The organism is Arthrobacter sp. SPG23 (genome assembly GCF_000876655.1).
Taxonomy (GTDB): Bacteria; Actinomycetota; Actinomycetes; order Actinomycetales; family Micrococcaceae; genus Arthrobacter.
Genome location: NZ_JYCN01000036.1, coordinates 1 through 1,750, shown reverse-complemented (window position 1 = coordinate 1,750; position 1,750 = coordinate 1). Strand labels below are relative to the sequence as shown.

Here is a 1,750-nt window from a genome sequence, read left to right as displayed (position 1 = left end):
GGCGCATCCGCCGCCGCCCGCTGATATGTAGGTCTGGTTGTCAAGAGAGCAGGGATGAGCGGCTTCTGGGTTTTGGTTCCCGGGGGCCGCTCATCGTGTGCCGGCCGGTTGTGGTGACCGTGGTGGCGAGTCCTTTGCGACTGCAGTGTCAGGCTGACATTCGCGGGTTGGTTACCGCATGACGATCTGTTCGGCTGGAGCATGTCGGGTGTCTAGGATCGAGCGTCGACGGTTTGACCCCGTCTGCTCATAGCGGGCTCTCGAGTTAGCTCCTGCGTGCTGCCGCCACTCTCACCACGTCCGGGGGCACGTTCGGGTCAGGCCGCGGTCATGCGGTCTCCTTGCTGGAGCGGGGCGGCCAGTGACCAGCACCAGCCGGCGAGCTCGCGGGCGATGGCGGTGTTGGCCTTGACTGACATTTTGTGCCGCTCATCGAAGTGTTCCCACTTGCGGTGAAGCCGGTGGTTTCCTTCGAGAGCACGGATCCGGGTTGCCGGGTCGACGAGATCGAGTTGGCGCAGTAGCCGTTCCCCAGGCCGGGCGTAGGGGCGGCGATGCTGCCAGGCGGCTTCGATGAGGAGTTTGCGGGCGTAGGTGTTCCCGGCCTTGGTGATCGGGCCCTGGTGCCGGGATTGACCGGAGGACTCCTCGCTTGGTACGAGGCCGAGGTAGGAACCGATTGTTGAGCCGGTGAAGCGGGTCCAGTCGCCGATCTCCACGGCCAGCCCGAACCCGGTCGTCATCTGGATACCCCGCAGGCACATTAGCGCGTTTATCACGGGGCCGTAGCGGCAGGTTGCGGCTGTGGTGGTCAGCTGTTTGTCGATGCGTTTTAGGTGCCCGGCCAGCAGCTCGGCCTGCTCGAGGTCGGCTTCGTAGGTGAACTGCAGCGCCGCCTCGTCAAAGCGCTGACGGTGCAGCCACAAACTGTGTTCCTTCGTCCATCGGGTGTCTTTGGGGTAGCGGATGCCGTGGCGGAGCAGGATGGCGTTCACGTGCTGGCGTGAGTGTGCAAGGTCTGTCGCCGTGCCTGAGCGGAGCCGGGACAGGTCCCGCAGCGCTTCCTCGTCCGGGTCCGGGATCCGCACTTCGGTGACTGAGCCGACCGCGAGCATTTCGGCCAGCACCCGGGCGTCACGCCGATCAGTTTTGATCCGGTCCCCGGGAGCACGGAGCAGTTTCGAGGACGCCGCAACGACGCAGTTGATGCCCGCGGCGCGCAGGTACCTGGCCAGGACGAACCCGCTCGGGCCCGATTCGTAGACGACCTTGAGCGGCGGGGTGAACCGGCCGAGCCACTCCAGCACCAGCGCAGGATCTGAGGCCATCGTGTGGTTGCTAATTTCACCGGTGGCGGGGTTCAGTGCATGGCCCACGACGTTCACCGCGTGAACATCCAGCCCAATGAAAGTATGCTCAAACATAGCCGGGACCTCCCAAACTTCACATGTGGCACTACCATTGCACCCCCGACAAGCCGACAGGCCAAGGGAGCCGCCAACGGCAACCCACGGACCTGTGAAACAGAAGGCCCCGGCCCCCTCGTCCTCCTCCTCGTCCTGACCCTGCCCGTCCGGGATAAGGGACATCACCGCCGGGAACAAGTCCTGCAGCGCCTCCCTTTACCCCAATAGGCGGCGAATCACAGGAAGCTGGCGCTGCCAGGACCGTCCGGCGATAATGGACCGTTGCCCTGACGGGCAGGAACCGTTCCACTTCATATCGTCTAGGCGGAACGGCCCCCGGCCGG

Annotated in this window: 1 protein-coding gene; it reads right to left on the bottom strand. The window is 64.8% G+C overall.

The genetic code is table 11. The features are described 5' to 3' along the window. Positions 1-317: 317 nt before the first annotated feature. Entirely contained in the window at positions 318-1,424 is a 1,107-nt protein-coding gene (locus TV39_RS21245; protein WP_043485706.1) for an IS110 family transposase, read from the bottom strand. Positions 1,425-1,750: the final 326 nt, after the last annotated feature.